General features: G+C 74.0%; 23 protein-coding genes and 1 riboswitch. Of the genes, 10 read left to right on the top strand and 13 right to left on the bottom strand.

Features of this window, described 5'->3' with window-relative positions; translation table 11 throughout:
• The first annotated feature begins 88 nt into the window (after window positions 1–88).
• Window positions 89–769 (top strand): GntR family transcriptional regulator, encoded by a 681-nt coding sequence (locus tag ACI783_RS00980; RefSeq protein WP_457138707.1) that lies wholly within the window; start codon window positions 89–91, stop codon window positions 767–769.
• A gap of 87 nt (window positions 770–856) precedes the next feature.
• On the opposite strand, the gene ACI783_RS00975 is transcribed toward ACI783_RS00980, so the two are convergent.
• From ACI783_RS00975 to ACI783_RS00965, 3 genes are all read right to left on the bottom strand, one after another.
• Window positions 857–1942: a sensor histidine kinase gene (locus tag ACI783_RS00975; RefSeq protein ID WP_457138706.1), complete on the bottom strand. Its 1086-nt coding sequence runs from the start codon at window positions 1940–1942 to the stop codon at window positions 857–859.
• The gene (locus tag ACI783_RS00970; protein WP_457138705.1) at window positions 1939–2640 is read right to left on the bottom strand and encodes a response regulator transcription factor; all 702 of its coding nucleotides are present in this window, start codon (window positions 2638–2640) and stop codon (window positions 1939–1941) included. Before ACI783_RS00970 ends, ACI783_RS00975 begins: the two co-directional genes overlap by 4 nt.
• 151 nt (window positions 2641–2791) lie before the next feature.
• Window positions 2792–3853, bottom strand: a complete 1062-nt coding sequence (locus tag ACI783_RS00965; protein WP_457138704.1) for a VanZ family protein — start codon at window positions 3851–3853, stop codon at window positions 2792–2794.
• Between the two features lie 235 nt (window positions 3854–4088).
• Between ACI783_RS00965 and ACI783_RS00960 the strand changes: the two genes are divergently transcribed.
• The 4 genes from ACI783_RS00960 to ACI783_RS00945 all read left to right on the top strand — a co-directional run bounded on the left by ACI783_RS00960 (window position 4089) and on the right by ACI783_RS00945 (window position 7724).
• Complete coding sequence (locus tag ACI783_RS00960) at window positions 4089–4595, top strand: hypothetical protein (RefSeq protein WP_457138703.1); 507 nt, start codon at window positions 4089–4091, stop codon at window positions 4593–4595.
• A gap of 56 nt (window positions 4596–4651) precedes the next feature.
• Window positions 4652–5794, top strand: coding sequence for a peptidoglycan-binding domain-containing protein (locus ACI783_RS00955; protein ID WP_457138702.1), 1143 nt, complete (start codon window positions 4652–4654; stop codon window positions 5792–5794).
• On the top strand, window positions 5791–6504 hold the full coding sequence (locus ACI783_RS00950) for an ABC transporter ATP-binding protein (protein WP_457138701.1): 714 nt from the start codon (window positions 5791–5793) through the stop codon (window positions 6502–6504). Before ACI783_RS00955 ends, ACI783_RS00950 begins: the two co-directional genes overlap by 4 nt.
• Window positions 6505–6566: 62 nt before the next feature.
• Window positions 6567–7724 carry an ABC transporter permease gene (locus ACI783_RS00945; RefSeq protein ID WP_457138700.1) on the top strand — a complete coding sequence of 386 codons (1158 nt, stop codon included), beginning with the start codon at window positions 6567–6569 and terminating at the stop codon, window positions 7722–7724.
• 47 nt (window positions 7725–7771) lie between these two features.
• Here the strand turns inward: ACI783_RS00945 and ACI783_RS00940 are convergent, their stop codons facing one another.
• Window positions 7772–10519, bottom strand: a complete 2748-nt coding sequence (locus tag ACI783_RS00940) for an ATP-binding protein (RefSeq protein ID WP_457138699.1) — start codon at window positions 10517–10519, stop codon at window positions 7772–7774.
• A gap of 249 nt (window positions 10520–10768) precedes the next feature.
• Window positions 10769–10957, bottom strand: coding sequence for a hypothetical protein (locus ACI783_RS00935; protein WP_457138698.1), 189 nt, complete (start codon window positions 10955–10957; stop codon window positions 10769–10771).
• A 294-nt stretch (window positions 10958–11251) separates the two neighbouring features.
• On the opposite strand from ACI783_RS00935, the gene ACI783_RS00930 reads away from it, so the two are divergent.
• Window positions 11252–12076, top strand: coding sequence for an alpha/beta fold hydrolase (locus ACI783_RS00930; RefSeq protein ID WP_457138697.1), 825 nt, complete (start codon window positions 11252–11254; stop codon window positions 12074–12076).
• Between the two features lie 557 nt (window positions 12077–12633).
• On the opposite strand, the gene ACI783_RS00925 is transcribed toward ACI783_RS00930, so the two are convergent.
• On the bottom strand, window positions 12634–12987 hold the full coding sequence (locus ACI783_RS00925; protein WP_457138696.1) for a nuclear transport factor 2 family protein: 354 nt from the start codon (window positions 12985–12987) through the stop codon (window positions 12634–12636).
• A 78-nt stretch (window positions 12988–13065) separates the two neighbouring features.
• Here ACI783_RS00925 and ACI783_RS00920 point away from each other — a divergent pair, with 78 nt between their 5' ends.
• Entirely contained in the window at window positions 13066–13863 is a 798-nt protein-coding gene (locus tag ACI783_RS00920; RefSeq protein WP_457138695.1) for a MerR family transcriptional regulator, read from the top strand.
• Between the two features lie 88 nt (window positions 13864–13951).
• Entirely contained in the window at window positions 13952–16519 is a 2568-nt protein-coding gene (locus tag ACI783_RS00915; RefSeq protein WP_457138694.1) for an ATP-binding protein, read from the top strand.
• Window positions 16520–16584: 65 nt separating this feature from the next.
• Here the strand turns inward: ACI783_RS00915 and ACI783_RS00910 are convergent, their stop codons facing one another.
• From ACI783_RS00910 to ehuB, 5 genes are all read right to left on the bottom strand, one after another.
• Entirely contained in the window at window positions 16585–17316 is a 732-nt protein-coding gene (locus ACI783_RS00910; RefSeq protein ID WP_457138693.1) for a hemerythrin domain-containing protein, read from the bottom strand.
• Window positions 17317–17834: 518 nt separating this feature from the next.
• Window positions 17835–18599 carry an ectoine/hydroxyectoine ABC transporter ATP-binding protein EhuA gene (gene ehuA, locus ACI783_RS00905; protein WP_457138692.1) on the bottom strand — a complete coding sequence of 255 codons (765 nt, stop codon included), beginning with the start codon at window positions 18597–18599 and terminating at the stop codon, window positions 17835–17837.
• A gap of 40 nt (window positions 18600–18639) precedes the next feature.
• The gene (gene ehuD / locus ACI783_RS00900) at window positions 18640–19305 is read right to left on the bottom strand and encodes an ectoine/hydroxyectoine ABC transporter permease subunit EhuD (protein WP_457138691.1); all 666 of its coding nucleotides are present in this window, start codon (window positions 19303–19305) and stop codon (window positions 18640–18642) included.
• Window positions 19302–20003 carry an ectoine/hydroxyectoine ABC transporter permease subunit EhuC gene (gene ehuC / locus ACI783_RS00895; protein ID WP_457138690.1) on the bottom strand — a complete coding sequence of 234 codons (702 nt, stop codon included), beginning with the start codon at window positions 20001–20003 and terminating at the stop codon, window positions 19302–19304. The genes ehuD and ehuC overlap by 4 nt, the downstream gene beginning before the upstream one ends.
• 4 nt (window positions 20004–20007) lie before the next feature.
• Window positions 20008–20868: an ectoine/hydroxyectoine ABC transporter substrate-binding protein EhuB gene (gene ehuB / locus ACI783_RS00890; RefSeq protein ID WP_457138689.1), complete on the bottom strand. Its 861-nt coding sequence runs from the start codon at window positions 20866–20868 to the stop codon at window positions 20008–20010.
• A gap of 482 nt (window positions 20869–21350) precedes the next feature.
• On the opposite strand from ehuB, the gene ACI783_RS00885 reads away from it, so the two are divergent.
• Window positions 21351–21965, top strand: a complete 615-nt coding sequence (locus ACI783_RS00885) for a hypothetical protein (RefSeq protein ID WP_457138688.1) — start codon at window positions 21351–21353, stop codon at window positions 21963–21965.
• 382 nt (window positions 21966–22347) lie between these two features.
• Here ACI783_RS00885 and ACI783_RS00880 read toward each other — a convergent pair whose 3' ends face one another.
• The gene (locus tag ACI783_RS00880) at window positions 22348–23139 is read right to left on the bottom strand and encodes a hypothetical protein (protein WP_457138687.1); all 792 of its coding nucleotides are present in this window, start codon (window positions 23137–23139) and stop codon (window positions 22348–22350) included.
• Window positions 23140–23874: 735 nt separating this feature from the next.
• Window positions 23875–24729 carry a LysM peptidoglycan-binding domain-containing protein gene (locus ACI783_RS00875; RefSeq protein ID WP_457138686.1) on the bottom strand — a complete coding sequence of 285 codons (855 nt, stop codon included), beginning with the start codon at window positions 24727–24729 and terminating at the stop codon, window positions 23875–23877.
• A gap of 62 nt (window positions 24730–24791) precedes the next feature.
• A riboswitch (cyclic di-AMP (ydaO/yuaA leader) is annotated at window positions 24792–24948 on the bottom strand.
• A 685-nt stretch (window positions 24949–25633) separates the two neighbouring features.
• Here ACI783_RS00875 and ACI783_RS00870 point away from each other — a divergent pair.
• Window positions 25634–26008 (top strand): ester cyclase, encoded by a 375-nt coding sequence (locus tag ACI783_RS00870; RefSeq protein ID WP_457138685.1) that lies wholly within the window; start codon window positions 25634–25636, stop codon window positions 26006–26008.
• Window positions 26009–26047: the final 39 nt, after the last annotated feature.

Raw genomic sequence — 26047 nt, 5'->3', positions numbered from 1 at the left:
CCAGGCAAGCGGCTCGGTGTCCGATCCCCACGCCCGGCTCTCGGCTGTGCGGCTTGCCGCGAGGTCACGGAGCGGCGCAATATATTGCGTGGCCACTCCCGCGACTGCCCCGAGCTTCGATCGCAGCCTGCTCCGCGACGACGTGTACCGCCGACTCCGCGATGCCATCGAGAACGGCACGTTCGAGCCCGGTGAGCAGCTCAAGGACAAGGAACTCGCCGCGTGGCTCGGCGTCAGCCGGACCCCCGTCCGCGAGGCACTGCTGCGCCTGGCGCAGAGCGGGCTCGTCCTGGCCCAGCCCGGCCGTTCGACCATCGTCAGCCCGCTCGACGTCCGGGAGGTCCGAGACGCCCGGGAGGTCGTCGCCGCGATGCACCAGGTGGCCGTCCGCGAGGCCGTCCCCTTCCTCACCGAGGCGGACGTGGCCACCATGCGCGACGCCAACCGCCGGTTCGCCGCCGCCGTCGAGAGCGGCGACGTCGAGGCCGCCGTGCGGGCCGACGACGAACTGCACGGCGTGCCCGTGGCCATCTGCGGCAACCGCGCGCTGGCCACGGTCCTCGAGCAGTTCACCCCCACGCTGCGCCGGGCGGAGCGGCTCCGGTTCGGCTCCACCCAGGGTCACGCATCCGTCGCGCAGCACGACGAGCTCATCCGGCTCTGCGCCGCCGGCGACGTGGCGGGCGCGGCCGCCGTCGCCTTCGGAACCTGGCACAGCCTGCAGACCGATGCGGGGTCGACCGCCGACTCCCCGGACGCGGACGGTTGACTGCCGGGCGACGGCCACCAGCCGCTGAGCATCGTCGTGCGTCGGGGAAGCGCCTGCTCCGGCGTACGGCGGTCCGGCCACCGACCGTCAGGTCCCCGGCGCGGGAAAGGACACCCGCACGGACAGGCCGCCCTCCGGCGGCGCGGAGAGCTCCAGCGCCGCCCCGTGGGCCTCTGCCACCCTCGCCACGATCGCCAGCCCGAGTCCGCTGCCGGGCGGGACGGGGCCGCCCCCACCGGCCGACGTCCGGCCTTCTCCCCGCACGAAGGGTTCGGTCAGCTCCGCCAGCAGGTGCGGTGGAACCACCGGGCCGGTGTTGAGCACGCGCAGCTCGGCCCGGCCCTCGGCGGTCGTGCCGGTCGTGACCTGGACGCACCCACCGGGGCCGGTGTTGTGGCGGATCCCGTTGAGCACCACGTTGGCCACCAGCTGCCGGACCAGGGGCGGGGCCCCGTCGAGGTCGCCCTCGCCCAGGTGCGCCTCGACGACGATCCCGGCCTCATCGGCGACCGAGGTCAGCTCCGAGACGACGCCGGCGGTGAGCTCGGCGAGGTCCACGGGGGTACGTGACGGGGTCCGGCCCTGGTCGAGGGCAGCCAGGGCCAGCAGCGCCTCCACCGTCTCGGTGCCCCGCCGGTTGGTCTCGTCCAGCCGGCGCAGCAGCCGTTCGACGTCCACGCCGGCCGGGTCGGCCAGCGCGACGTCGAGCATGGCGCGTTCGACGGCGTACGGGGTGCGCAGCTCGTGGGAGGCGTTGGCGGCGAACCGACGGTGCTCGTCGAGGGAGGCCTGGAGCCGGTCGAGCATGGTGTCGAAGGTGTCGGCGAGCTCCCGGAACTCGTCGCGAGTGCCCTGCAGGCGCACCCGGTGCTCCAGCGAGCCGGCCGCGACCTGCCGTGCGACGGCGTGGATCAGGTGCAGCGGACGGAGCATCCGACCGGCCAGGAACCAGCCGCCGATCAGACCGACGACCACCAGCACGCCGAGTCCTGCCGCGGCCCGCGGCCACAGCGCAGTCAGCAGGTCGTCCCGGTCCGGGATGAACCCGGCCGCGCCGGTGAGGTTGCCCTCGGGGACGAACCAGATGACCGAGACCAGCACCGCCACCAGGGCCAGTCCGGCGACGAGCAGGAAGCCTGCGTAGCTGAGGGTCAGGCGCAGCCGGGCACTCACCGTCGGTCGGCACCGCTCGTGCCGTCGACTCCGTCCGTCGGTGGTCCCACCCGATAGCCGCTGCCGGGAACGGTGTGGATGAGCCACGGGTCGCCGAGGCGCTTGCGCAGCGAAGAGATGGTGATGCGGACGGCGTTGGTGAACGGGTCCGCGTTCTCGTCCCATGCCTGCTCGAGCAGCGACTCCGCGCTGACCACACCGCCGCGGGCGGCCATGAGCACCTCGAGCACCGCGAACTGCTTGCGGGTCAGCCCCACGTACCGGCCGTCCCGGTAGACCTCCCGGCGGAAGGGGTCGAGGGTCAGGCCGGCGAACTCCACCACCGGGGGCGCGCCGTCCACCGGCCGGCGGCCGAGCGCGCGCAACCGCACCACCAGCTCCCGCATCGCGAACGGCTTGGTGAGGTAGTCGTCGGCGCCGAGCTCGAAGCCGGCGACCTTCTCCTCCAGCCGGTCGGCCGCGGTCAGCATGAGGATGCGGCTCGGTCGGCCGTCGGCGACCATCCGCCGGGCGACCTCGTCCCCGGATGTACCCGGCAGGTCGCGGTCGAGGACGACGACGTCGTAGCCGTTGACGGCCAGGTGCTCCAGCGCGCTGTCCCCGTCGTGGACCACGTCGGCGGCGATCGCCTCCAGGCGCAGGCCATCCCGGATGGCATCGGCCAGGTAGGGCTCGTCCTCGGCGATCAGCACCCGCATGGGACGAGGGTAGGGAGCCCGCTGTATCGGCGGCGTATCTGCGGGACGGGGCCGACCGGGGCGTGAGGCCCCCCAGCGACGCTCGTGGGCCTCGGCGGCCAGCTGCCGGGCCGCGACGACGCTGGCCGGTTCGCGGGCAGACGCCACGCGTTCAGCCGGTGCTGGGGTCGTCGGACGGCGCCGGACACTGGCCCCCGCGCTCGACGGCCAGCTCGAAGTGCCACATCTCGTTGCCGTAGGTCTGGCACAGGCCGTAGTCCGACCCGTGCTGAGCCAGCCAGCTCATCGCGTCCGTGGGACCGATGTCGACCGCATCGCCCGTGACGTGGGATGACTCGTCGGGACCGAGCACCCACTCCCGGGCTGCGGCGGGGCTGCCGTACTCGGCCACCGCGGCGTCGAAGAGCGCCTGCTGATAGGCGGCGCTGCGCCACCCGCTGGACACGTGGAGGTCCACCCCGTCGGCCGTCGCGTCCCGGGCCGCGTCCTGCACCGCCGTGCGCAGCGCGCCGTCCAGCCCGGTGATGGCCGGGACGTCGGCGAAGGGTGACAGCTCGTCGCCGTCGGCGACGTAGCCGTGCTCCACCGTCAGTGGTCCCTCGTCCGACGTGCGCGGTGCCGGCGCGTCGGCGACCCCCGCCGGTGCGGTCTGCGAGCACCCGGCCAGGGCCGCGATCAGGGCGGGGGTGGTGAGCAGGGCGACGCGCAGTCCGCGACGCCGACGGCGGCCGGCCCGGCGGGAGGCGGCCAGGTGCACGGTGACGAGCACGACGCCCACGGCCGCGCCGGCGGTGTTGGCGGCCACGTCGACCAGGTCGGGCACGCGGCCGGGGAGCACCCCCTGCGCCAGCTCGATCAGCACCGACGTCGCGGCTCCGAGCGCGAGCGGCAGCACCGGACCTGAGCGCCGGAGGACCAGGGCGGCAAGCGCACCCACCGGGACGAAGAGCAGCACGTTCGCCACCACCTCGACCGGACGCCGGGGCACGGTGCCCACCCACGGGGCGAGCAGGGCCTCGAGCCCGGCCGTCACGGTCCGGCGGGCGTCGGCGACGAGCTCGGCCGGGCCGAGCGTGATGGCGGCGACGGCGAGCACGACGGCGACCGCGGAGAGCACCGGCAGGCCCGGTCGCCACGGTGCCGGCCGGCCGGCGACGGACGCCCGGGCGGCCCGTCTCGCCGCGATGTCAGGTGGTCGGCGGGTGATCGTCATGGTGGAGCTCCTCCCCGCCGGACGGTGCCGGCGCGGACGTGCGTACTGGTGGACGGATCCAGTGGAGTCCGGCGGCGGTTGCCAGAGCGTCTCCGATTGCGCATACGCGCACGACATGTCTGCGCCCACCTGTCGTGGACGTATCCGTTTCCGCGAACGCACGCGCAACGGGCCGGCCGGTTGGGTCGATGGGGTCACCACCGCGGCAACCTGCCGCTGACCCAGGAGGACCACCGTGCTCGCTCTCCGTTCCACCCCGTTCCGTCGTCGGACGTCGGCGGCGTTGCTCGCCGCACCGGCGCTGGCCTTGGCGTTGGCCGCCTGCGGCACCACTGCCCCACCGACCGGCTCCCCCGCCGCATCGTCGGCATCGGCCGGGGGAGGCAGCGGATCGTCCACCGGCGGTGCGTCCGCCGAGCGGGATGCCTACGACCTGGAGCTGGCCCAGTGCCTGCGCAGCCGCGGGCTGGACGTGGCGGACCCGGCCCCGGGTGCCGGGATCCAGGAGAGCGGCCCGGAGGTCCAGGCCGCGGCTGCGGCCTGCATGGCCGAGATCGGCGAACCACCGACGCGCGACTTCAGCGACGAGGAGTTGCGCGCGATGCACGAGGGCGGGCTCGCCCTGGCCGAGTGCCTGCGCGAACTCGGCCACGACGTGTCCGATCCCGAGGTCGGGGCTCCGCTGGCCCTGGACGGCGTGCCCGACGCCGACTTCGCCGACTGCACGACGCCGGCCGAATGACGCCCCGGACAGCGGCGTGCCCGACGGGTGAGGCCGCGCAGTCAGCGTCCGGGGAGGTGCAACGGCCGGAGTCGGTCGAGCCCGCCGCGACGGCGCGCTCCGGAGCGGTGGCCGATCCGCCCGGCCCCGCGCGTCGGCGGTGGCGGGTGGTCGCGGCCGTCGGGCTGCTGGCCGCCGCGCTCGCCGGCGCCGGCGTCTGGGCCCAGCAGGGAGTGCGGGAGGACGCCGCGGTGGCGCCCTCCACCCGACCGGCGACCGTCCCGGTGACCGTCGGGACGATGGTGGCCGCGACCGACGTGCGCGGGACCCTGCGCTTCCCGGTCGGAGGGCCCGTCACCTCCGGGTCGCCCGGCGTGGTCACGATGCTCCCGGCCGTCGGCACGACGATCTCCGCCGGCGATCCGCTCTACACCGTCGACACCCGGCCGGTCGTCCTCCTCATCGGGCAGGTACCGGCCTGGCGGACCTTGCGGGTCGGCGTGACCGACGGCGAGGACGTTCGGCAACTGGAGCAGAACCTGGCGGCGTTCGGCCACTTCACCGGCGCACCCGACGCACGCTTCACCGATGCCACGGCCTCCGCGGTCCGGGCCTGGCAGAAGGCCCTGGGCGTGGAGCGCACCGGCGTCGTCGAGCGGTCGGCGGTGCTGGTCTCCGACGGGCCCGTCCGCGTCGCGGCGCTCACCAGTCGGCTCGGCGCGGAGGTGGCCCCCGGCACGGAGCTGTTCACCACGTCGGGCACCGACAAGGTCGTCGAGGCCGACCTCGGGCTGGACGACCAGCGCCTCGCCGTCGTCGGCGCCGCGGTCACGGTCGTGCTGCCCGACGGGACCGAGCTACCCGCCACCGTGCGCGGCGTGGGTGACGCCGTGGAGCGGCCCTCGACCGACGGGGCGAGCACGAGGATCGTGGTGCCGGTCGCCCTGGACCTGGAGGACCAGACCGGCGCGGCGGCCTTCTCCCTGGCGAGCGTGCTGGTCCGGTTCACCAGCACCCTCGGCGAGGACGTCCTGACCGTCCCGGTCGAGGCGCTCGTCGCCGTCGACGAGACCACCTCCGGCGTCGAGGTGCCCGGACGGCGGGCCGGTGACCCGACGACCGTCGTCCCGGTCACCGTCGGCGCATTCGCCTCCGGACGCGTCCAGATCTCCGGCGACGGCATCCGCGAGGGTCTCCACGTCGTGGTGCCGACCCGATGAGCGCCGTCCTCCGCCTCGACGACGTCACCCAGAGCTACGGAACACCCCCCGCACGGGCGCTGGCCGGGATCACCCTCGCCGTGGAGACGGGCGAGTTCGTCGCCGTGGTCGGCCCCAGCGGGTCGGGCAAGTCCACCCTGCTCAACGTCATGGGCACCCTCGACCACCCCACCTCCGGTCGGGTGTTCGTCGACGGCGTCGACGTCGGCGGGCTGTCCGACGCCGGCCTCTCGGCCCTGCGGGCCTTCCGGATCGGGTTCGTGTTCCAGCAGTTCCACCTCGCCGAGGGGGTGAGCGCCGTGGACGCCGTCGCGGACGGGCTGCTCTACACCGGCGTGCCCCGCCGCGTCCGCCGGGAGCGGGCCCGTGCCGCGCTGGCCGGAGTGGGGCTCGGGCACCGACTGGACCACCTGCCCTCCCAGCTGTCCGGAGGCGAGCGGCAGCGCGTCGCGATCGCTCGCGCCGTCGTCGGGAGGCCACCGCTGCTGCTGGCCGACGAGCCGACCGGGAACCTCGACTCCCGCTCCGGGGGCAGCATCGTGGAACTGCTGCACGAGCTGCACCGGACCGGGACGACGGTCGTCGTCATCACCCACGACCAGCGACTCGCGGCCCGCCTGCCCCGCCAGGTGTCCATCGCCGACGGCCGGGTCGTGGCCGACTCCGGGTCCCGGATCGCCGCCGGCGGCGACGGACGGGGAACCCGGTGACCCCCGCCGACGGTCGCAGGCGACCTGACTCTCCTGCTTCCCGGCTACGGGCCGGGGATCTCGTGCACCTGGGCTCGGCGGGCCTGCGTGCCCGGCCGGTGCGCGCCGTGCTCTCCGCGCTCGGCATCGCCATCGGGATCGGCGCCATGGTCGCCGTGGTGGGCTTGTCCGCCTCCAGCCAGGCACGCCTGGACCGGCAACTGGCGGCGCTGGGCACCGATCTGCTCACCGCCGGCGTGGCCGACTCCCCCGCCGGGATCGAGTTCCCGTCGCTCCCGGCCGACGCGGCAGCCCGGGTCGAGCGGATCGCCGGGGTCACTGCGGCCACGACCACCGCCGACCTCGGCGACGTCGCCGTCTACCGCAGCAAGGCGGTCGACGCCGGGCTGACCGGCGGCCTGACGGTCACCGCCACCGAGCTGGACCTGCTGGACGTCGTCGGGGGGCACGTGCGGACCGGTCGCTGGCTGGACGAGGCCTCCGCCCGCTTCCCCACGACGGTCCTGGGCGCCACGGCAGCGCGGCGGCTGGGGATCACCGAGGTGGGGCGGCAGGTGTGGCTGGGCGGCCGGAACACGACCGTGCTCGGCATCCTCGATCCGGTGCGGCTGGCCCCCGAGCTCGACGTCGCCGCCCTGGTCGGAATGCCGGTCGCGACCTCCGAACTCGGCCACACCGGGGCGCCGACCCGGTTGTACGAGCGCTCCACGGACGCAACGGTCGCCGCGGTCGCCCGTCTCATCCCCCCGTCCCTGCAACCCGCCCGGCCCGGCGCGGTCGCGGTCTCCCGCCCCTCGGACGCCCTCGCCGCGCGCGCTGCCGCCGACGAGGCGTTCACCGGGCTGCTGCTGGGCCTGGGCGCGATCGCGCTCGTCGTGGGCGGGATCGGGGTGGCCAACACGATGATCATCTCGGTCATCGAGCGGCGCCGGGAGATCGGTCTGCGCCGTGCGCTCGGCGCCACCCGGCGGCACATCGCTGCCCAGTTCCTCAGCGAGGCGCTCCTGCTGTCGGCGCTGGGCGACGTCGCCGGAGCGGGGATCGGGAGCGCGGTCACCGCGGTGGTGGCCGTGGCCAACGGATGGCTCCCCGTGGTGCCGCCCGGCGTCCCCGTCGTCGGCGTGGCCGCGACCCTGGGCATCGGCGCCGTCGCCGGGCTCTACCCGGCCCTGCGCGCTGCCCGCACACCACCGACGGTGGCGCTGTCCGCCGGGCCATGACGACCTGCGCCTCGGCCGGACCGCGAGGCCCACGGCCCTCGCGTACGTCAGATGCCCGTCGCGCCGACGGTGGATCGGGCCGGTGCCGGACCGATCGCGGCCCTCAGGGACACGCGGGAGGTGATGCCGAGCTTCGGGAAGATCCGGTGCAGGTGGGTGCCGACCGTCCGGTGCGACAGGTACAGCCGCGCGCCGATCTCCCTGTTGGTCAGGCCGTCGGCGGCCAGCTGCGCGATCAGCAGTTCCTGCGGACTCAGCTGCTCGCGCGCCTCCGGGGTGCGCGGCCTGCTCTGCTCCCCCGAGGCCCGCAGCTCGTGGCGCGCCCGATCGCCCCACGCCGCGGCACCCAGGGCGTCGAAGGTGTCCCGCGCGGCCCGCAGTGGAGCCCGGGCCTCCGCCGCCCGCCGGCGGCGGCGCAGCCAGGCCCCGTGGGACAGCTGCAGCCGGGCACGGGCGAAGGGCCAGGCACCGAGGTCGGCCGCCAGGGCCGCCGAGAAGAGCTCCTCGGCGTCGTCCTCGGAGGCCAGCAGCGCTCGGCCGTGGCGCAGCCCGATGTGCAGCAACGGCGCCGGCGTCCGCGTCGCGACCGCCTCGAGGTCCGCCACGATCGGCGCGACCTCCGCCCGGTGCCCGCTGTGGACGGCGGCCTCCACCAGGTCGCCGACGGCGAAGCTGTGCACCACGGGGTGGTGGGCAGGGTCGGCGGGGTCGGCGAGGCGGACCAGCTGGTCCCAGGCCGCCTGGTGCAATCCCAGGTCGAGCGCGACCATGCCGCGGGCGAACTGCACGACCGCCAGGACGGCGTTCGAGTCGACCTGCAGCCCCAGCCGGGCCGCCTCGGCGAGGCGCTCCTCCACGTCCTCGGCGCCGCGGACCGCGGAGACCACCGACTGGACCACCAGGGCGACGGCTCCCATCAGCGGCTGGGCGGAGTCGGCGGCGAGCCGGGCGGCCTCGTCGGCGGCCGTGGCGGCCAGGTCGAACCGCCCGGCGTTGAGCGCGCTCCAGGCCTGCACCGTCAGGACTCGGCCCAGGAGCCCGAGCCGGCCGTCGGCCCGGAGGCCCGCGAGCGCCGACGTCAGGAACTCCACGGCCAGCGGGAAGTCACCCACGACGCTCGCCGCGAAGCCGGCGGCCTGGGCCCGCGCCGGGTCGAGCGGACCGTCGGACAGGGCGCGCAGCCGCTCGTGGAGCACCGCCCCGCGGTCGAACGGCGCCACGTAGCCGAGCACCTCGACGGCGAGCACGTCGTCCCGGTCGAGTGCCTGCTCGACGACCTCGAGCAGGCGGGCGCGCGCCTCCGCGCCAGGGTCGGCCCACCAGCACCGCAGCGACGCGGCCTGGAGGAACCTCAGCGCCTGGTCGGCCCGGCCGTCGGCGGCGGCCGCGGCGGCGACCTCGGTCAGCATCCGGGTGCCCGCTCGGACGTCGTGGATGCCCTCGTCGAACCCCTCCCGGATCACCGTCATGCGGGTCCGCTCCCGAGCCGGCACGTCGAGGGTCGCGGTCTCGCGCAGGAGGCGGTCGACGACGTCGGGGCGCCCCCATTCGAAGGCCAGTTCGGCTGCTCGCAGGTAGCGCCGTGCTCGCTCCGCCGGGTCAGCGGTCAGTCGGGCGGCGCGCTCGAGCGCCGCCTGCGCCGCTGCCACGCCACCCCGGCGCTGGGCGCGCACCGCGGCGTCCTCCAGTTCGGCGGCGACCGCGTCGTCCGGCGCATCGGCGGCCGCCGCCCGATGCCAGATCTGCCGGTCGCTGCCGCGCAGCGTCCCGGCCAGCGCGATGTGCGCGCGCTGCCGCTGGGCCAGGGTGGCCCGCTGCCGGATCGCGTGGCGGACCAGCGGATGGCGGAAGGTCAGCTTCCCGCCGTCGGCGGCGACCAGCCCGACCTCGACGGCCGAGGTCAGTGCGTCCGCGGTGACCTCGGCGCCGCGGAGTGCGGACGCCGCGGCCAGCGCCTCCCCCAGGTCGCCCTCGTCCTCCAGCGCCGCGACGAGCAGCAGGTCCCGGGTCACCTCGGGCAGCCCGGGGAGCCGCGCCGCGAACGCGTGCTCCAGTCTCGCGGTCAGCGTCAGGGGCGCCCAGTCGTCCCCCGCGCCCTCCAGAGGCAGCTCCACCAGCGCGAGCGGGTTCCCCGCGGCCACGGCCAGCAGGCGCCCGCGGTCGGCCGGATCGAGCTGCGGCGCCCGGCGCGCCAGCACGTCCTCGGCGGAGCGACGGTCCAGGCGCTCCAGCCGGTGATCGTCCAGTGCGGGACCGGAGAGGACGGACGGGAAGCCGTCGCGCTGGGCCGCCACCATCACCACCGCCTCGGACTCCAGCCGCCGGGCGACGAAGCCGAGGACGTCCGCGCTGGGCCGGTCGAGCCAGTGCGCGTCGTCGATCACCAGCACCAGGGGCTGGTCCGCGGCGCTGTCGCTGATCAGCGTCAGGGCCGCCAGGCCGATCAGGAACAGCTCCGGTGCGGCGTCGTCGGTCATGCCGAACGCCGCCTTCAGCGCCCGCCGCTGCGGGGTGGGCAACGCGGGAAGGCGACCGAGCAGCGACCGGACCAACTGGTGGAGGCCGGCGAACGGGAGGGTCGTCTCGGACTCCACGCCGGTCGTGCGCAGCACCCGCAGCCCCCGCTCGGCCGCGGCCTCGCACACGTGGCGCAGGAGGGCGGACTTGCCGATCCCGGCCTCGCCACGGACGAGGACGGCGGCACCCCGGTGCCGCACGTCGCGGAGCAGCCGATCGAGCACGTCGATCTCCGCGTCCCGGCCCACCAGGCCGGCCGCCATCACGTCCGTGCCCATCAGCGCCCACCACCGTCCGGCTGCTGCGCGGATCCTGCCCGGGCGATCCGCGATGTCCTGGAGACGGGCGCAATATATCGGGGTCGGGACACCGGAGTAAAGGCTCGGCACGGGGTCTCCACCTACGAGACCGCGGAGCCCTCGCGGCCACGCTGACCGGTCCGGAGAAGCGCACGACCGGGCCGGGCGCCGCACGTCGTCCCAGCCCCTCCGTCCGGTGGAGTGCCGGTCGCTCCCCCAGCGCGTGGGTCACCGCCCGGCGTCGTCCCGCCCGAGCGCGTCCCGCCGTCGGGCGGCCCTGATCCGGGCGGCCGAGGGGAGGCGGTCGTCGCCGGCGCGGAACTGCCGTCGCTCCTCAGCCAGCTGGCGGACGGCGATCAGCGAGGCCGGTTCGCTGCTCGGCGACGTCGTGGACGGGTCGTCCTGGTCTGAGGTCATGTCGGGAACGCTCGCCGCGCGTCGAGGCACGCACATCCGTCAGATGACCGGTCGTCGACGCCTCGTCCGAGGACGACGGGGCTCTGCTGACACCCGCTCCGGTCGCCTGGCAGGCGTCCGCGGCAGGGCCACTCCTCCCGGTGCGTCTCGTCGTTCCCCGCGACCAGGGAAGGCACCGGCCTCGGTCACATGACGGATGCGGAGCTGCCCGCCGTCGTCGAGCGTCGTCCCCCTCACCTCGTCCGCCTGGGCCATCCCGTCCGGCGGACCCGACGCACCCGAGGAGCCTCCGCCATGGGCACGATCACCGCCGACGACGGCACCGAGATCTTCTACAAGGACTGGGGAAGCGGTCAGCCGATCGTGTTCAGCCACGGCTGGCCGCTGTCGGCCGACGACTGGGACGCCCAGCTGATGTTCTTCCTGCAGCACGGCTACCGGGTGATCGCCCACGACCGCCGGGGCCACGGCCGGTCGACCCAGACCGACGGCGGGCACGACATGGACCACTACGCCGACGACCTGGCCGCGCTCACCGCGCACCTGGACCTGCGCGACGCGGTGCACGTGGGCCACTCGACCGGCGGCGGGGAGGTCGTGCGGTACCTGGCCCGGCACGGGCAGGACCGGGTCGCGAAGGCGGCGCTCATCGCCGCCGTGCCGCCGCTCATGGTGCAGACCGACGCCCACCCCGGCGGTCTGCCCAGGAGCGTCTTCGACGACATCCAGACCCAGGTCGCCACCAACCGGGCGCAGTTCTACCGCGACCTGCCCGCCACCGCGTTCTACGGGTTCAACCGCCCGGGCGTGGAGCCGGTCGAGGGCCTGGTCCAGAACTGGTGGCGCCAGGGGATGATGGGCGGCATCAAGGCCCACCACGACGGCGTCGTCGCCTTCTCCCAGACCGACTTCACCGACGACCTCAAGAAGATCACCGTCCCGGTGCTGGTCATGCACGGCGACGACGATCAGGTCGTGCCCTACGCCGACTCCGCGCCGCTGTCGGCCGAGCTGCTGCCCAACGGCGTCCTGAAGACCTACGCCGGCTTCCCGCACGGCATGCCGACCACCCAGGCCGAGACGATCAACGCCGACCTGCTGGAGTTCATCCGCTCCTGACCCGCCGGAGCGGGGGCCGGAGGACTCCCGGGCTCCCTGCGACGAGGCGATCAGCAGCCCGGTGGACGCGTCGTCGGTCATGCCGAACGCCGCCTTCAGCGCCCGCCGCTGCGGGGCGGGCAACGCGGGAAGGCGACCGAGCAGCGACCGGACCAACTGGTGGAGGCCGGCGAACGGAGGGTCAGCTCGGACTCCACGCCGGTCGTGCCCAGCCCGCAGCCCCCGACGCAGCTGGCCGCACCGCCCGACCGGGAACCGCACCGAGCCCGGTCACATGACGGATGCGGAGCCGGTCCGACCGCGTCGGGGGTCGTCCCCCTCACCCCGTCCGACGGAGCGAGCCCGTCCGCGGACCCCGACGGAGACGAAGAGGCCCCGCCATGCGCACGACCACCACCCCCCTGGGGCGTCGAGCCCTGCCCCGAGGCCTGGTGCACCCGCCAGCGGATCGTGTCCAGTCACGGCCGGCGGTGGTCCACCGATCACGCTGGCGTGCGGACGGTGTCGCACCTGGCCCACGGCTGTCGGGTCGAGGGATGACTGCTGGACGCCGGTCGTCACGGCTCGATGACGAGCTCCGCGATGGAGTCGCCGTCCATCGCGAAGCGGTAGCGGAGGTCGACGACGCCACCGGGGAAGTCGCCCTCCAGGTGCTTGGTGGCGACCCAGTGCGCGTCGTCGGTGCGCTCCGCGGCGACGAGGGTGCTGGTGTAGGTGAACTCGGCTCCGGCCTGGGTCAGGAAGCCGCGGATCTCCTCGGTCCCGCGGTAGGTGATGCCCTCGTCGACCACCACGGCGGTGGGCGTGAAGGCGCGCAGCGCGGCATCCGCGTCGCGGGCGTCGTGCGCGGCGAGGTAGCCGCGGATCGGAGCCGGGAGCTGGTCGGGCTGGATGCTGGTCGGTGTGCTCATGGCCCGACCGTGCGACCTCCCGGACCGGGAGGGTCAAGCGCTGGACTCTCCCCCGGGGAGAGGGTGCAGAGTGCACGCGTGCTTGCGATCGGCGAGTTCTCCCGGCTGACCCACCTGAGCGTGCGCACGCTGCGCCGCTACCACGACGCAGGCCTGCTGGAGCCGGCGACGGTGGACCCCGCGAGCGGCTACCGGTACTACACCGCGGACCAGATCCCGACCGCCCAGGTCATCCACCGGCTGCGGGAACTCGACGTCCCACTGCCCGACGTGCAGCGCATCCTGCGCTCCCCCGATCCGCGCACCCGCGCCGGCCTGGTCGCCGACCACCTGCAGCGGCTCGAGTCCGAGCTGGAACGCACCCGCAGCGCGGTCGCGTCGCTGCGCCGGCTGCTGCGGCCGGAGCCACCACCGCTGGAGGTCGAACTGCGGGCGGTGCCGGCGACGACGGTGGCCGCGGTCGAGGACGACGTGGCGCACGAAGAGGTGCTCGCCTGGTACGCCGGCGCCATGGCCGAGCTGGACGCGGTGGTCCACGAGCCGACCGGCGTCCCGGGGGGCCTCTACGACAACGCGCTGTTCGAGGAGGGCCACGGTCACGTGCTCGTGTACCGGCCGGCGTCCGATCCCCCGCGCAGCGGCCGGGTGCACCCGGTGACCCTGCCGGCCGCCGAGCTGGCCGTCACCACCCACGCCGGGGAGCACGACGACATCGACGTCACCTACGGCGAACTGGGCGCCTGGGTGGTGGCCAATGCCCTGGCGGTGGCCGGTCCGGTGCGGGAGACCTACCTGGTCGGCCCACGCGACACGGCCGATCCGTCCGCGTGGCGGACGGAGATCGGCTGGCCCGTCTTCCGCGTGGCGCCGCGCTGATGGTCGCTGCCCGTCCCTGACCCACGCTCCACGAGAGGCCTGCCCCATGCCGGGCATCCGAACACCAGACCAGCGGCTCCGCGTCTTCGTGAGCTCGACCCTGCACGAGCTGGCGGCCGAGCGCCGCGCCGTCTCGCGCGCCGTCTCGGCGCTGCGGCTCACCGCCGTCATGTTCGAGGCGGGAGCGCGCCCGCATCTCCCCGGCGAGCTGTACCGGGCCTACCTCGCGCAGAGCGACGTCTTCGTCGGCGTGTACTGGCAGCGGTACGGCGAGCTCGTCCCCGGCCTGGACGTCTCCGGCCTGGAGGAGGAGTTCGAGCTGTCGCAGGGGATGCCGCGACTGCTGTACCTGAAGACACCCGCTCCCGACCGGGACCCGCGCCTGACGCAGCTGATCCGCCGGATCGGGCGGGAGGCGGCCTACCGCCCGTTCCGGACCCCCGCCGAGCTGGGCCGGCTGGTCCGCGACGATCTCGCCCAGCTGTTGAGCGAGCGGTTCACCGCCGCACCCACCGCGCCGGCGGCTCCGGCGGCCGCGGGTGCGACGGCGGCGCGTCCGGTCACCCGGTCCGTCCTCACGCTCGCGCCGCTCCCGGTGAGCACGACGTCGCTCGTCGGTCGGCAGCAGGCGGTCGCCGATGTGGCGGACCTGCTCTCGCGCTCCGGCCGACGGTGGGTCACCCTCACCGGACCGGGCGGGATCGGCAAGACCCGCCTGGCACTGGCCGCCGCCGAGCAGCTGCGCCCGCAGTTCGACGCCGGCACCGTCTTCGTCCCGCTCGCCGAGCTGACCGACCCAGCCGCCGTCGTGCCACGCATCGGCTGGGCCCTGGGGGCCGACCTCGCCGGCGCGACCACGCCGGTGCCCGCCCTCGCTGACCTCCTCGGGCGCGACCGGTGGCTGCTCGTCCTCGACAACCTCGAGCACCTGGTCGCGGCCGGCCCCGAGCTGGCCGAGCTGCTGACCCGGTGCCCCGGACTGGCGGTGCTCGCGACCAGCCGGACCGTCATGGGAGTGCAGGCCGAGCAGGCGTACCCGGTTCCCCCGCTGCCGGTCCCGGAGACGTCGGACCTGCCGGACGTCGCGGAGAACCCGGCGGTGCGGCTCTTCCTGGAGCGCGCCCGGGCGGTGCGCCCGGACTTCGCGCTGACCGCGGACGGCGCCCAGGCCGTCGTGGAGATCTGCCGCCGCCTGGAGGGCGTGCCGCTGGCCATCGAGCTGGCCGCCGCCCGCGTGCAGCTGCTCGGCCCGGGCACGGTGCTGAGCCGGCTCTCCCGTTCCCTCGACACGCTCGGTACGGGCGCGACCGATCTCCCGGAGCGGCAGCGCACCCTCCGCGCGGCGGTGGACTGGAGCATCGGCATGCTCGACGACGCGGAGCGGTCGCTGCTCGAGGTGCTGGCGGTGTTCGCCGACGGGTGGAGCCTCGCGGCCGCCGCCCACGTCGCCGGCCTCGACGAGGACCGGGTGCTGGACCTGACCGAGAGCCTGGCCCGCCACAGCCTCATCCACGTCGCGGTGCGGCCCACGGGGCCGCGACCCCGGAAGCTGCACCCGGTGCGCGCCTTCGTCGCCGAACGGCTGGCGGCGCGTCCCGACGTCGACGAGGTGCGTCGCCGCCACGCCGAGCACTACCGGGCGCTGGCCGAGAGCGCCGATCGGCCACTGCGCGGCTTCCGCCAGCGGGCGTGCGCCGAGGTCCTCGTCCGGGAGAGCGACAACATCGTGACCGCGGTGCGCTGGCACCTCGCCCACGACCCGGCGCCGCTCCCCCACCTGTTCCGGGTGCTGTCGCCGTTCCGGGTCCTCTGGCCGTTCCTGGGCCTCGGGGACGTGATCATCGGCGAGGCCCGCTCCTGGGTGGCCGAGCTGCTGCCGACCGAGGACGGCCTGCCGGCAGCCTCGCGCGCGGAACTGCTGAGCACGGCCCTGGTGTCCGCCCTGGAGGTCGGCGACGCGACGGCCGTCCGGGCGACCAGCGAGCGGCTGGCCGCGCTGATCGGCGAGGTCGAGGACCCCTACCTGGACGCCGTGTCGCGACTGCTCCTCGCCTGGGCCGCGGCGCTCGTCCGCGACCTGGACGGCGCCCGGCGGGGCTTGCGCACCGCCCTCGACCGGCTGCGCGGTCTCGACGAGCCGATGTGGACGGGGTTCGCGCTGGTGACCGCCGGATCCGTGGAGGCCGCCCTCGGCGATCCCGCCGACGCTCTGCGTCATGCCACCGGGGCGCACCACCTGGCGGGTCGCTTCGACACCCCCTGGCTGGCTGCCGTGTCGCGGGTGGTCCTGGCCGGGCTCGCAGTGGGCCGAGGCGATCTCGACGAGGCCCGCGCTCTCCTCGGCGAGGCGCTCGACCTCAGCGAGTCCGGGCACAGCACGCACTGCCTCTGCCTGGCACTTGCGGGTGTCTCGGCGATGTCCCTCGCCGAGGGGGACGCCGAGCGGGCCGGACTGCTCGCCGGTGCGACCGAGGGCCTGCGCCGTCGCGCCGGGCTCCGGGTGTACGCGTCGATGCGCGGGGACGGCGACCTGGCGGACGCAGTGCGCGCAGCGGCCGGATCCGCGCGGTTCGACGAGCTGTTCACCGCGGGCAGCCGACTGGCCCTGGCAGAGGTCCTGGACCTCGCCCACGACCACCTGCGTCGGGGCAGGTGACGATCAGCCAACGGGTTGGAGCCGGGGGATCGTCGAGTTCGCTCGTTGGCCGCAGTCAACTCGACTCACGGGGATCGCTCGTCCTCGATTCGTCCCGGTCGGGTGCTGGGGTCCTCCCCCCGTTGGAGCGCACGGACACGCTCCACTCGGCCGGCGGCGTGGGCCAGCACCCGGCTCGCGGTGCGGCTGGTGGAGGCGGCGCGTCCGGTGTGGTGGCGGGCGGTGCGGTCCAGCCGGTCACGGGACCGGTCGAGCACCGTGAGCAGCAGTCCGGAGAGGATGTTCCCCGGCGGACGGCGGGAGGTGGTCGGATGCGGTCGCGTCGGGGCGGTGCGCCGCACCCACTCCCAGGCCAGGCCGAGCCGGCGTAGCTGCCGGGGGGTCGCCGCTGCCTGGAGACGAGGGAGGACGACGTCCTCTTCCAGGCGGACATCGTTCCGCAGGTTCTTGATCACTTCGCTGATCAGGTGATCCCGCCGCGGATCCTCCTGGCCGGTCCGCTCCAGGGCGGCGGCCAGTTCGTTGAGCTCCTGCTCTCCCTGCTCGACCTCCCGGGTCACCTCGTGCCCATCGTCTGCGATCCTGCGGACGGCCGGCCACAGCACGAGCTCCTCGCCGTAGGCATGTGGGTTCACCAGCCGCCACAGGCGCATGAGGAGCTCGTCCTGCTCGTCGCCGGAGGTCTCGGGAAGCCGCTGCAGCATGTCCTCGAGGACCTCGTGCTCACGGCGGAGCCGGACCAACACACTGCCCGGGCCGCCGAGCTCATCGACGCTCTGCCCGGCGATCGACCTCACGTCAGTACCTCCTGTCGGCTGCCCGCAGTGGATGTGCCCGGGCGTCCACCGAGGGAAACGGTGCGACGATGGCCCCCCGGGGCAAAGCCCCCCTCCCTCGATGAGTGGGGCCGCTGGCGGGAGCCGGCGTCCGACCGGGGCGGCGCTGGTCAGGGGCGTGCCAGACGGCCTCCCGGTCCCCGAACCCGGGGTCCGCTACGTCCGACCGGCGGGGCCGGGGCTTCCTGTCCCGGTGCTGGGTCGTGAAGACCCGGGCCGGCGGCCCGGCTACTGGATGGCCGCCCGCCTGAACGGCCGCATCGACGGCAGGAGCAGCGGGGGCTTCGGCCGGCCGCGCTGTGCGAGTCAGCACCGCAGCGAATGCCCTTGGCTGCCCGCTGACGTCCCGGCTGCGCATCCCGGAGCACAGGGTCTGCTGGTTCTCGGCGCCGGTCAGCGCGACGGCGTCCCCCTCGGACACCGAGTCGGACCCCACGGTCCTTGCCCGAACGACCAGGACGTGCGGGTGCGGCGAGGGATCACCGCTCCTCGAGCACCGCCTTGAGGAAGGTCCGGGTGCGCTCGTGGTCGGGCTCGTTGAAGATCTTCTCCGGTGGCCCGTCCTCGACGATCACACCGTTGTCGAACATCATCACGCGGTGGGACACGTCCCTCGCGAACTGCATCTCGTGGGTGACGATCAACATCGTGATGTCGGTCGTTTCGGCGATGTCACGCAGCACGTTGAGGACGTCGACGACGAGCTCCGGGTCCAGCGCGGACGTCACCTCGTCGAGCAGCAGCACCTCCGGCTCCATCGCCAGTGCTCGGGCGATGGCGACCCGCTGCTGCTGGCCGCCGGACAGCTGGGTCGGGTGGGCGTCGGCGCGATCGGCGAGCCCCACCTTGCCCAGGAGTTCCTCGGCGTGGGCGCGCGCCTCCGCCTTGCCCTTGCCGAGGACCGAGACCGGCGCCTCCATGATGTTCTCGATGACCGTCATGTTCGGGAACAGGTTGAACTGCTGGAAGACCATCCCGATCCGCTGACGCGCCCTGCGCAGGTACCTGTCCGACGCGGGGACGAGCTTGTTCCCCCTCCGCTCGTGCGTCAGCGGCTCGCCCTTGACCCAGATGACCCCCTCGGTCACCTCCTCCAGGGTCATCAGCAACCGCAGGATGGTCGTCTTCCCGGAGCCCGACGGGCCGATGAGGGTGACCCGCTCCCCCGGCGCGACGGAGAAGTTCATCCCGTCGAGGACGGTGTTGTCCCCGAAGCGCTTGACGACGTCGTCGAAGCGGATCATCGCCTCCGCCCCCGGAGACGTCGTGGACGGTGCGGGTGTCTCAGTGGCCAAGGCGGGTCTCCAGCCTTCTCAGCAGGACCGATGTCGGATAGCTCGCCGCGAGGAAGATCAGCCCGGCGATGGTGATCGGTTCGATGTAGCGGTACTGGGCCGCCGCCAGCTGGTTGGCGACCGTGACCATCTCGGCCACCCCGATCACGATCAGGAACGGGGTCTCCTTGAACAGGGCGATGATCTGGTTGCCGGTGGAGGGCAGGACCCGGCGCACGACCTGCGGCAGGATCACCGCCCGCCACGTCCGTTGCGGCGAGAGCGACAACGCCACGCATGCCTCCCACTGCCCCTTCGGGACGGCGTCGATGCCCGCCCGGTACACCTCGGACATGTAGCAGGCGTAGTGGATGCCGAGGACGACGATGCCGGTCGTCAGAGCACTGATCCGGATACCGGCCGCCGGCAACGCGTAGTAGACGAAGAACAGCTGGATCGGGATCGGCGTGCTGCGCACGAACTCGACCACCCCATGGGTCGGCCAGGACACCACCGCCAGCTCGGAACGGCGGCCGAGGGCCAACGGCAACCCCAGGACAATCGCCAGCAGCGCCGCGGCAGCGGTGATCCCCAGGGTCAGCTGCAGGAAGGCGGTGACGAGTTCCGGGAGGACGTCGAGCGCGTAGTCCCAGTCCCAGAGCGAGCGCTCCTTCACGTGGTCGCCACCGCCTGCGGGTCGGTGGTCACCGTGACGGCCTTCGGGCCTCTGCCCACCGTGGCCGCCGCGCGGCTCTCCCAGAACCGCATGCCGGCCAGCAGCAGCTGGGCGACGATGAAGTACACGACCAGCGCGATGGCGAACGCCGGCAGACTGCCGAGTTCGTACCGCAGCTGGTTGACCTCGAAGGTGAGGTCGGTGATGCCCACGATGAACAGCAGCGACGAGCTCTTCAGGATCTGCACCAGCAGATTGCCGAACGGAGGGATCATCTCGGGCACTGCCTGGGGCAGGAGCACGCGCCGCATGCGTTGCACGCGCCCCATCCCCAGAGCGACGGTGGCCTCCCACTGCGCCCTCGGCACCGACGTGATCGCCCCGCGCACGATCTCGGAGCCGTAGGCCCCGAAGTTGAGCGCGAACGCCAACGTGGCAGCGGCCATGGCCTCGAACCTCAGCCCGAGCTGGGGCAGCACGAAGAAGATCCACAGCAGCTGCACGACCAGAGACGTGCCGCGGAAGAACTCCACGACCACCCGGATGACCCCGCGGACCACGACCGACCGGGACATGGCCAGCAGCCCGAAGGCGAACGCGATGACCAGGGCCGACACCGCGGCGAGCGTGGTGTACAGGACAGTGACGCCGACCCCTCGCAGGAACAGGGGGCCGGCGTCGATCAGCTCCTGCAGCAAGGGCTCAGCCCTGGCAGAGTTCTTCGGCGGTCAGGTCCGGATCGGGCCGCTCGGCCTCGGTGAAGCCGTAGGGCTCGACCAGCTCGAGCCACGTGTCGCTCTGGACCAGCTCCGCCAGCTCGGCGTTGAACGCCTCGCGCAGATCGTCGTCGCCCTGGCGGAACACAGCGGCCCCGGCACCGATGACCTCCTCGCCGTCGACCACGGGGACGAACGCCTCCGCGACCTCGACGCTCGCATCGTTCTCGGCCAGCGCGCGCAGCGAGATGGCGGTCAGCGCGAAGGCATCGGCACGGCCGGACTTGACGGCGTCCAGGCCGCCCTGCTGGTCGGGAACGATCTGCAGCCGGTCGTCGGGGATGGCGTTGGCGCGGGCCTGCTCGACCTCGACGGCGCCGTTCATGACGGCCAGCACGGCGTCGCTGTCGGCGACGGAGGCGTAGTCACTGAGGCCCATCGGGTTGCCGGCGGCGACCAGCAGCGCGGTCGTCGCGACGTAGACCGGGTTGCTGAACGCAGCCTGCTCGCAGCGCTCGGGCGTGATGAACATGCCGGCGGTGACGACGTCGACCCGCTCGGAGTTCAGCGCCTGGATCAGCGAGCCGAACTCGAAGAGGTTGGGCTCGAGCTCGATGTTGCCGATCTGGTCGAAGATGTACCCGTGGACGGCCGGGGACTGCCCCACCAGTTGGCCGTCCTCCCGGTAGGCGTAGGGCCGCTCGTTGGCGAACCCGACCTGGACGACGCCGTCCTCCTTGATCCGGTCCAGGGTGCTGCCACCCCCCGTCGCCGCTCCGCTCCCGGGTTCGGTGGAGGAGCAGGCGGTGAGCGCGCCGAGCGCCACCGCCATGCCCGCAGCACCCATCTTTCGTCGCAGCTTCCCCTGATCCGACCACTTGCTGGCGCCAGGACTCACGTCGCCCCCCTTGTCGTTGAGTCGAGGTTCGCGGCACGGCCATTTCATGCGCGATCGTCTGTTGCGCACCCGATGCGATCGTCAGCCGCCCGGTAGATCAAAAACGCTATGGAGCCGATCGTGAGCCTGTCAAACCGGACGGCACCTCGCTGGCTTCGCGTCCGGGTCGGTGCAACCAGGGTCAGAGACACCCCGAGGACGGCGACCAGCGGGCATCCCCCCACGCTGTCGGAGTGCAGGTCCTGCCGCTGCCGAGCCGTCCACGATGACGGCTCGCCCACCGTCGGGAGCAGCCGTCAGGCGCGTCGTGAGCGGGGCAGTCGTCGCGCATCGTCCCTTCGCTCCCCCGCGGCGTACGCGGCCCGGTCGCGGCACCGATCCGGCCACGACCTGTGGTTGACCCATCGAAAGTGATGAGTGACGGTAAGGACATGAACCGTTTCGAGAAGGCCGTGTACGAATGCATGAACCCGACGGCGCAGCTGCTCGAGCGGACGACCGATCCGCGGCACCGGGCCATCCTGCTGAACTACTGGCGCCACGTGCACCTGGAGGGTGCCGGCGACTTCGAGCGCATCGTGGCGGCGGACATGATGACCGACCACCCCGTCTACCGGGTCACCTGGGGCGACACCCCGGCGGTGATCGAGGGCAAGGACGGCGTCCTGGGCTTCTACCGCAGCGTCGGGGAGTCCGTGTTGTGGAACTCCGACGACCTGGTGGCCGTCGCCGACTGGGGGGTGGCGGACGAGCTCACCTTCCACCAGCTGGCCAAGGGCGCCGAGCTTCGGGCGGTCGGCTACGACGTCCCCAGCGATGACGGGCTCTACCACGTCTCCAGCCGGCAGGTCTTCCTGTGGCCCTACGACGAGCAGGCCCGCCTGGCCGGCGAGCACCTCTACGAGGACAAGACGAGCCTGCAGATCGAGGAGGTGGACCCGGCGGAGGCGATCACGCCGGCCCGGGTCCGGGAGATCCACCGCGAGCTGCTGAGCGAGCTCGAGTCCCAGCGCGGCGAGAACTTCTGGGTCCTCGGCCGCGCCTGATCGGATGGCGGAGGCTCCGCGACGACGTCTCGGCGCTGCCGGGTCGTGCGCTGGGAGCGTGCGAGCCGGTGCAGACCGACGCCTGCGCGCTGGGCACCACTCAGCTGCGTCAGGGCGGTCAGGCTCCGGCCAGGGACGGGCGCAGGGCGCTCCGCGACCTGCGGAGGGCCCGGCGTCGTTCTGTGCGGTGGGCGCTGAAGCGTGGGACGTCGTCACGTGCTGGAAGTGGGAGAACGCCGCCAGCGAGATGCCCGCGGCCCAGGACGGAGCGGCTGTCCGTCAGCACCCAGCGGCGCCGGGACGACGAGCCGGCCAACTCGCCGGGCCGCCACGTCCAGTGACCGGCTGAGCTGCTGCGCGAGCCAGGCCTCGGGCGGCCCGCTCAGCGTTCCACCGGGTGGGCTCGGTCCTCGTCCTCGGCGAGCTCCTGCGGCACCACTGCGGCCAGGCACCGCCGAATGCCCTCGACGATGCTGCTGGCGGTGAAGAGATCGTCCTCGGTCTCCCGCCGAGCCGCCCGGAGCTCGTCGACCAACCGGTGCAGGGCCTCGTAGCCCTTCCGGGTGTCCTCTGGGTCCGCGCTCGGACCGCTCATGCTGCGCAGCACCTCGCCCAGCTGGGCCAGAGCCGCAGCCGCCGGCCGGCGGAGGGAGGGGCCCAGCGCCACCCGGTCGTTCTCGGCGACCTCCGTGTCGGCGATCAGCTGGGTCAGGTCCTCGATCAGGAGGGCCAGGCCCTCCAGAGCACGCGCCTGCGCGTAGAGCCGGTCGGCGTCCGACTGGTACCTCCTCACCCGTCGGTTGCCGCGCCGGGCCTCGCCGGCCTGCTGGACCGCCGAGCGCATCTGGTCGAGGACCGGGTCGACCGCACGCATCCGGTCGCGCCACTCGTGCCGGCTCGGCGGGTGGTCCCGCTGCAGCCCGTCGGCGAGGTCGGCGAGCTGCCCCGCCAGCGTCTCCCGCAGCCGGTGCATCTCCGTCTGGGCCGGGCCGAGAGGGACGGGCGGGAAGGCCACGGTCACCCCCAGCCCCACCAGGGCGCCCAGCAGCACCAGACCGACGAGCGCGAGGACGTACCCGGTCGGGTCGTTCCCCCCGAAGACCAGCGCGAACAAGGCCGTGGTCGGGACCCAGCTGCCGGCGTTGCCCAGCCGCCGCCACGTCCCGAGCAGCATGCCGACCCTACCGCAACGGAGAGTGCGACCACGTCGGGCATCGGGAGCTCGGTCAGCACCATCCCGAGCACCCCGCCCACGACGAGCGCCAGCGTCACCTCCGCCGACTCGCGGACCGATCCGGCCAGCGTCACCGCGGACGTGACCACGGCTCCGAGGGGGGCGTAGAAGGGGTAGTCGGCGAGCGGCTCCGGGAGGGGGTGGCCAGCGCCCACGCGAGCGCGGCCGCCACGGCCGTCTTCAGCCCCAGCACCAGGCGCGGATGCCGGTCCCAGAAGCGCAGTGGCGCCGTGGGCCCGTCGGCAGGGCCGCCGCCTGCTCGTGTGCTCGGCATCGGGCCATCCTCGCCGATGCGCTCCCACCGACGTCCGGGACGCACATCGGGCGTCGGGACGGTGCGACCGCGGGTCTCGACCATCGTGCGCGAGGGCCACCCGCCGGGTGCGTCCACGCGCGCCGGGCGGCCTCCGGGCGCGGCGCGCCGGAGCGACGTCGTCGGCGGTCATCCCGGGGTGCTGAGCGGGCACGCGCTCTGCGGGGGCTGCTACGGCGCGGGCCGCAACCGGGTGCCGAGCCCGGGAGAGCGCCGGCCGGGTCCTCGCATCACCCGCGCAGCCGGTCCCACCGCGGGGACCGTCAGCCGGGCGCCGGGTCGGACGAACGCCCCTGCCCGGTCACAGCCGGGCAGGGGCGCCTCGTCGACGGTCCGGCCTCAGCGGGCCACCACGGCGGGTGTCAGCCGGGCAGGAACGACACGTGCGGGTGGTCCATGTGGTTGGCGGTGGGCGACCCCCGGTCCGCCATGCCCTGCCACGTGCCCGTACGGACCTGGTAGATCCGCTGCTGCCAGATCACGTACTCGACCCGGAACCGGGCGGCGTTGTCGATGACGTACTGGGTGACGGCGTCTCCCTTGGCCTGGTCCGTGTGGACCATGAAGTCGGCCGCGAGGTCCTGCGTCGGGCTGTGGCCGGGCCGGGTCACGACCGTCCCGACGCCGAACCGCTCGGCGACCTCCTGGACGACGGGGCGGACGTGCGGAGCCCACACGTCGTACGCGCCCGCACTCGCCGCCGGAGCCGCGGGAGCCGCGGGAGCGGCTGGGGCGGCACGGTCGGCACTCCGACTGGCCGGCCGCTCCGCGATACGAGGCGCCGCGGCAGCCACCGCGCCGCCGAACGCGAGTCGCTGACCGACCCGCAGGGTGTTCGGGTCCGCGCCGATGACCTCCCGGTTGAGCGCGTACGCCTGCTGCCAGGTGATTCCGTGGGCGGCCGCGATCCTGCCGAGCGTGTCGCCCGCCCGGACGACGTACTCCCCCGACGCGCTCTGCGGGGTCACGGCCGGAGCCGCGGGTGCCGCACCGGTGCCGCCGATGGTGAGCACCTGACCGACGCGCAGGCGGTTCGGGTCGGCGCCGACTCTGCCGGCGTTGTCCGCGTAGATGGTCTGCCACGTGGTGCCGTGGGCCGCGGCGAGGGTGCTGAGGGTGTCGCCAGGAGCGACCGTGTGCTCCGCGGCGTGCGCCGGGGCGGCCACCGCGAGGGGGACGGCCACTGCTGCCACGACCGTCAGGGCGGGACGGGTCACGGACGCCATGCTCGGGCGCCGGGTGGGACGGAGGTTCCGTCCCGGGTGTCGCTGTGCCATGGATGTGCGCCTCTCACCGCCTGCGGAGTTAGCTGTCGGGTTCGGGCGAGAGCTGCCCGGCCGCGGATGCGGCTTCACCCCAGGGCCCGGAGGCCCGGTGCTGCGAGGTGGGTCCCCCGCGCCTGCCCGTCGTGTCGTCTGGTCCGGTGACGGTGGGCAGGTTCGGCGGGCCGCCATCCGGGGTCCTCCGCATTCGGTGGACGAGCGCACGGTAGGCAGACGGCGATCGGCCACGGCAGTCCCCCGGTCGCCTCCACCGGGCTCTGGAACGGGGAGGGCCGCAAGGCCGCCGACGTACCTCCTCGGCGGCCGCCGGACGCGCCTGGCCTGCGCTTTCCGCCGCTCGCGACCTGCCCGCACGCCAGCGGTGGGCACCGGCGCGGCGCTGGCCGCTCACGGGTTTGGTTGCAGACTCGACCTACTTTCCGTCGGTATGTCGTGACCCACCGCAGTCACTCGGCGCGCGTGCCACGGCGACCTCGGCGGGCGTCGGCGGCGGTCGGTCCAGGTGCCCGGCCACCGGCGGGGAGACGGGAACGGCCCCGGCCGTCCTCCTCGGGAAGGAGGTCGGCCGGGGCCGTCCGGGCCGCTCGGCGGCGGGGCGCGGTCGCCGGATCGGCGATCAGGCCCGCCGACCGCCGGTGAAGCGGCTCAGCAGTCGCTTGAGCAGGTTGGCCTTGATGAGTCCGGAGATGAGGCCCATGTCCGTTTCCCCTCCAGTAGGTCGACGCTCTCCGGGCACTACCCGCCGCGGCCGCGGACATCAGGTCCGGGCCGAACGAGCGGGACGTCTCCGCCGGGAGCGACTGCGCCTTCCGCCGCGCGGCGGCCCTAGCATCGCCCCGTGGACCAGCAGGCACTGATGTCGATCGTCCAGCGCTACTGGGACGGGCTGTGGAACCGGCGCGACCTGACGGTGATCGACGAGCTCATCGCCGAGCCCTACGTGCGGCACTCCTCGGCCGGTACCCGGTCGCTGACCCGTGCCCAGTTCAAGCGCGAGGTGCGCGAGTCCTGGCAACTGCTGCACGACCCCGCGACCACCGTCGACGACCAGGTGACCGCCGAGGACCGGATCTGGACGCGGGCCACCACCACCGGCCTCAACCTGGACACCGGGCAGACGTCGGTGGTCACCTGGCTGGTGGTGCACCGGGTCGCCGACGGCCAGATCGCCGAGTCGTGGAGCGCCACCCTGCCCGGCGTCGACTGGCGCTGACCCCGCGCCCGGCGCGGACCGGGACTCCGGCGCGCCGGG

Source organism: Modestobacter sp. SYSU DS0511 (assembly GCF_054050755.1).
Note: the sequence above shows the minus strand (reverse complement) of the source record. Positions and strands in the feature narration are given on the sequence as shown.